Annotated in this window: 6 protein-coding genes; all 6 read left to right on the top strand. The window is 58.9% G+C overall.

The window, feature by feature from the left end; translation table 11 throughout:
• Positions 1 to 55: 55 nt before the first annotated feature.
• Entirely contained in the window at positions 56 to 934 is an 879-nt protein-coding gene (tsf, locus tag COA55_RS16860; RefSeq protein WP_007150241.1) for a translation elongation factor Ts, read from the top strand.
• 241 nt (positions 935 to 1175) lie between these two features.
• Positions 1176 to 1913 carry a UMP kinase gene (gene pyrH / locus COA55_RS16865; RefSeq protein ID WP_063521455.1) on the top strand — a complete coding sequence of 246 codons (738 nt, stop codon included), beginning with the start codon at positions 1176 to 1178 and terminating at the stop codon, positions 1911 to 1913.
• Between the two features lie 36 nt (positions 1914 to 1949).
• A complete protein-coding gene (gene frr, locus COA55_RS16870) occupies positions 1950 to 2507 on the top strand; it encodes a ribosome recycling factor (protein WP_290503081.1) in 558 nt (185 codons plus the stop codon).
• 76 nt (positions 2508 to 2583) lie between these two features.
• Positions 2584 to 3366: a polyprenyl diphosphate synthase gene (uppS, locus tag COA55_RS16875; protein ID WP_290503082.1), complete on the top strand. Its 783-nt coding sequence runs from the start codon at positions 2584 to 2586 to the stop codon at positions 3364 to 3366.
• The gene (locus COA55_RS16880; RefSeq protein WP_290503083.1) at positions 3366 to 4190 is read left to right on the top strand and encodes a phosphatidate cytidylyltransferase; all 825 of its coding nucleotides are present in this window, start codon (positions 3366 to 3368) and stop codon (positions 4188 to 4190) included. The genes uppS and COA55_RS16880 overlap by 1 nt, the downstream gene beginning before the upstream one ends.
• Positions 4187 to 5318 (top strand): 1-deoxy-D-xylulose-5-phosphate reductoisomerase (ispC, locus tag COA55_RS16885; protein WP_290503084.1); only part of this gene is annotated, 1132 nt, incomplete at its 3' end. The genes COA55_RS16880 and ispC, both read left to right, overlap by 4 nt.

The following is a 5318-nucleotide window of genomic DNA, read 5'->3' on the forward strand; positions in this document are numbered from 1 at the left end:
GCGAGCCGCTGGCTCGCCCGCTTTACCGAAACATACCAAAGTTAAGAGGATAATCATGGCTGCTGTTACTGCTGCAATGGTTAAAGAGCTTCGTGAGCGTACCGGTCTTGGCATGATGGAGTGCAAGAAGGCGCTGGTTGAAGCAGATGGCGATATCGAAAAAGCCATCGACGATATGCGTAAATCCGGCCAGGCCAAAGCGGCCAAGAAAGCCGGCCGTACCGCTGCTGAAGGCGGTGTGGTGATTGCTACCAACGACGCAAACACTGTTAGCGTGATGGTGGAAATCAACTCCGAAACCGATTTCGTTGCCCGTGATGAAAACTTCCTGGGCTTCTGTGACAAAGTAGCTGGCGCTGCTCTGGCCGCAGGTGAAACCGACGCCGCCAAGATTGGCGAACTGACTCTGGACGACGGGGCGACCGTCGAACAGGCCCGTCAGGCGCTGGTTCAGAAAATCGGTGAAAACATCCAGATCCGTCGTGCTGCCAAGCTGGAAGCGGAAGGTGCCATTGGTGCTTACGTTCACGGCGGCCGTATCGGTGTTCTCGTTGCCCTGAAAGGTGGCGATGCCGAGCTGGGTAAAGATGTTGCCATGCACGTGGCGGCGGTTAACCCGATGGTCATCAGTGGCGATCAGGTTCCCGCTGAAGTGCTGGAAAAAGAGAAAGAGATCATCCGCGCCCAGCCTGATATGGAAGGCAAGCCGGCTGAGATCGTTGAGAAAATGCTCGGCGGCCGTATCAACAAGTTCCTGAAAGAAGTGAGTTTGCTGGACCAGCCGTTCGTGAAAGATCCGAATACCACTGTCGGTGCGCTGGTTAAAGCGGCCGGTGCTGAAATCGTCGCTTTCGAGCGTCTGGTTGTCGGCGAAGGTATCGAGAAAGAAGAAGTCGACTTCGCGGCCGAAGTGGAAGCTGCGGCCAAAGGCTAAGGCTCGCGAGTTCGATGTGTAAAAGGGCGCCTTGCTGGCTTGACTAGCAGGGCGTTTTTTTCGCCTGTTGAACGGCAGAAAGTGAAAAGCGCTTGCAACCATCGTGCGGGGCGGTACTGTGCTATGCAGCACAGGCTCGTGCGGTTGAATGCAGTGAAAGGCCGGCCTGGGCCGGTAAAAATGATGACGATGGCGGGTTATTCATGGGTGGCGGTTTCGTATGAGTGGTGGAGAGAAAGACATGCCGACGAACAAGGAGCGCTCACCGCGCTATAACCGTATTCTGCTCAAGCTGAGTGGTGAGGCGCTGGCGGGTGAAGAGGGGTTCGGTATCGACCCGAAGGTACTGGATGCCATTTCCCTGGAAATCGGCCAATTGGTTGGCATCGGCGTTCAGGTCGGCCTGGTTGTTGGCGGTGGTAATCTGTTTCGTGGTGCGGCGCTGCAGAGCGCCGGCCTGGACCGGGTCGCCGGGGACCATATGGGCATGCTGGCGACGGTGATGAATGGCCTGGCCCTGCGCGATGCCCTGGAGCGCTCCAATATCCGCACTCGCCTGATGTCGGCGATCCCCATGAGCGGCGTGGTGGAGCACTATGATCATCGCAATGCCAATCGCCACCTGAAAAACGGTGAAGTGGTGATCTTCTGTGCCGGTACCGGCAATCCCTTCTTTACTACCGACTCTGCTGCCTGCTTGCGCGGCATTGAAATCAGTGCCGATGTGGTATTGAAGGCCACCAAGGTGGATGGGGTCTATAATGATGATCCGGTGAAAAACCCGGATGCGGTCAAATACGACACCTTGACCTATGATGAGGTGCTGGATAAAAAACTGGGTGTCATGGATCTGACGGCTATTTGTCTGTGCCGCGACCATGCCATGCCGTTGCGTGTTTTTGATATGAACAAGAAGGGTGCCCTGCTCAACCTGATGCTGGGCGGTAATGAAGGTACCCTGGTGGAAGCCGCGCAGTAAGCGCTGGCGATACCGCTGATAGAGCGAGGAATAACGGTGATTGACGATATTCGCAGTGATGCGCAAAGCCGCATGAAAAAGAGTCTTGAGGCACTGGATTCAGCCATGAAACGGGTGCGGACCGGTCGGGCACATCCCAGCCTGCTGGACAATATTACCATTGAGTATTATGGCGCTGAGACGCCGCTCAACCAGATGGGTAATATCTCGGTGGAAGAAGGCAGAACGCTGACGGTTTCGCCGTTCGACAAGTCAATGATTCCGCAGATCGAACGTGCCATCCTGATGTCCGATCTGGGCCTGAACCCGTCCACGTCCGGCACCCTGATTCGTTTACCGCTGCCGCCGCTGACCGAGGAAACCCGCAAGGACCTGGTCAAGGTGGTGCGCGCAGAAGCGGAGCAGGCTCGTGTCTCTATTCGCAACATTCGCCGTGACGCCAACAGCGACCTGAAAGAGCTGCTCAAGGAAAAAGAAATTTCCGAAGATGAGCAGCGTCGTGGCGAAGAACAGATCCAGCAGCTTACCGACAAAATGGTGGCGGAAGTGGAGAGTGTTCTGAAAGAGAAAGAAGAGGAATTGATGACCGTTTAATCGCTGCTTGCGAACGGTGATCTGACTGACATTTCGGGCTGCGCGTCAGCCCGTTTTTATTATTGGCGGATGCAGTATGGCCGACAATCAACCGCATTCCAGCGCCCCCGATCTCGATTCCCACCAGGGTAGCGTGCCTCGCCATGTGGCGATCATCATGGACGGCAACAACCGCTGGGCCCGTAAGCAGGGTTTACCGGGAGAGGAGGGGCATCGCGCCGGTGAGGCAACGGTCCAGGCGATCATTCGTCAGGCTGCCCAGCGGGGCGTAGAGGCGTTGACGCTTTTCGCGTTCAGCTCGGAAAACTGGCGCCGGCCCCAGTCCGAAGTGGATCACCTGATGGCTTTGTTCCTCAAGGCATTGGGTGGCCGGGTTGAAGAGCTGCATGGCCATGGTGTACGCATCCGTTTTATTGGTGACCGCTCAGCGTTCGCAGCGGACCTGCAGGACGGCATGGCCGAGGCGGAATCGTTGACGGCCGCGAACAACCGCATGACGGTGGTGATCGCGGTGAATTATGGCGGGCAGTGGGATATTGCCCATGCCGCCCGGATAATGGCGGAAAAAGTGGCTGCCGGTGAGATGCAGCCGGAGCAGATCAGCGCGGAGTCCATGGCGCCGCAGCTGTCCATGGCGGATTTACCGCCCCCGGATTTGCTGATTCGCACTGGTGGCGATCAAAGAATAAGCAACTTTTTGTTATGGCAACTGGCTTACAGTGAACTGTATTTCTCACCGTTGTTGTGGCCAGATTTTGACGCTGATGCCTTTGATGCAGCGTTACAGGATTTTGCTGGCCGCCAGCGACGCTTTGGTCGTTCCGGTGAGGAAGTGGCCAGCTTGAGTGGAGAACAATAATGCTAAAGCTGCGCGTGATTACCGCGCTGGTGCTGCTGCCAATCGTGCTGGGCGCCGTTTTCGGGCTGGATCGCCTACCGTTTGCCCTTGTGGCCGGGGTATTCTTTGTCTTGGCTGGCTGGGAATGGGCGGCCATGATGGGCAAAATTAGCCTGACTGTGCGTTTGGCCTGGGTGGCGGCACTGGCTGTGGCGATGGCCGCAGCGGAGTATTTTCATCCCGCCTGGTTGCTTAATGCGATTCCCGTGTGGTGGTTGCTCGCGCTGGTGTTGGTGGTGGGATACCCGGGCAATGCTCGCGTCTGGTACCGCCCTGCGCTGATGGCGCTGGTGGGCCTGTTGTTGCTGGTGCCGTCCTGGGCGGCCGTTGTGCAGTTGCAGAGCAATGGTGCCCTGGGCCTGGCGGGCCCCTGGGCGCTGATGTTTATTCTTCTGTGGGTGTGGGCGGCGGATACCGGTGCGTATTTTGCCGGTCGCACCTTTGGCAAACACAAGCTGGCCCCGCTGGTGAGCCCGGGCAAGACCATTGAAGGCCTGTTGGGTGGTGTCGCTCTGGCGCTGGTTGTTGTGGCAGGTGTGTACGCTGCAGGCCTGCTGGACGCCCAGTTGTGGCCGTTAATGCTGGTGGCCTTGTTTACTGTGCTGGCGTCAGCCCTGGGCGACCTGTTTGAAAGCATGGTAAAGCGCGAGCGCGGCTTCAAGGACAGCGGCACCATCCTGCCCGGTCACGGCGGTATGCTGGACCGCATCGATAGCGTCACCGCAGCCATGCCCATCGCTCTGGCCGGGTTCAACTGGTTTGCCCTGCCGGGAGGCAGTTTGTGACACCCTCTGCAAGCGATTCACACCGCGTTCCTCGCTCTGGCAGGCAACGCCTGACGTTGCTGGGGGCCACGGGCAGCATCGGCCAGCAAACCCTGGATGTGGTGGTGCGTCACCCGGAGCGCTACGAGGTGTTTGCGGTTACCGCTGGCACCCAGTGGCAGGCCATGGCGCGGCTGTGCGAAACGGTACAGCCGCGTTATGCGGCCATGGCAGACTCTGCCGCCGCCACGGCGCTGCGGAACCATCTGGGTAGGGCTGGGTCACAGGTAGAGGTTCTGGCGGGCCCCGAATCCCTCTGTGAACTGGCTGCTCACCCGGATGCGGATACGGTGGTGGCAGGCATTGTCGGTGCTGCCGGTGTGCGTCCGACTCTGGCTGCGGTGGAGGCAGGCAAGCGGGTGCTGCTGGCCAACAAGGAAGCGCTGGTGGTGACCGGGTCCTTGTTTATGGACGCAGTGAAGCGTCACGGGGCCACATTGCTGCCGCTGGATTCCGAGCACAACGCCATTTTTCAATGCTTGCCATCCGAAGGGGTCAACGCGGGGGTTGAGCGTCTGCTACTGACGGCATCTGGCGGCCCTTTCCGGGAGTTCAGCGCAGAACAGTTGCAAGCGGCCACCCCGGAGCAGGCGATTAAACATCCCAACTGGGATATGGGGCCGAAGATCTCTGTGGATTCCGCCACCTTGATGAACAAGGGGTTGGAGTTTATCGAGGCTTGCTGGTTGTTCGATGTACCGCCCGCCATGGTGGATGTGGTGGTGCACCCCCAGAGTGTGATTCACTCCATGGTCGCTTACCGGGATGGCTCGGTGTTGGCGCAGATGGGCACACCGGATATGCGTACCCCCATCGCCTGTGGCCTGTCGTGGCCGGAACGGGTGGAATCCGGGGCCAAGCGGCTGGATTTTGCGGCGCTGGCCGGGCTGAATTTTGAATTGCCTGACCTGAAGCGGTTTCCCTGTCTGGGCCTGGCGCGTGATGCCATGGCCGCCGGCGGGACCGCAACGGCGGTGCTTAATGCGGCCAATGAAGAGGCTGTGGCGGCTTTTCTGAGCGGTCAACTCGATATTATGGGCATTGCGGATGTGGTGGCGCGGACCCTGGAGCAGCAGGATGCGCCAGCCT

Origin of the sequence: Alcanivorax sp., assembly GCF_002733835.1 — a bacterium.
In the GTDB taxonomy this organism is placed as follows: domain Bacteria; phylum Pseudomonadota; class Gammaproteobacteria; order Pseudomonadales; family Alcanivoracaceae; genus Alcanivorax.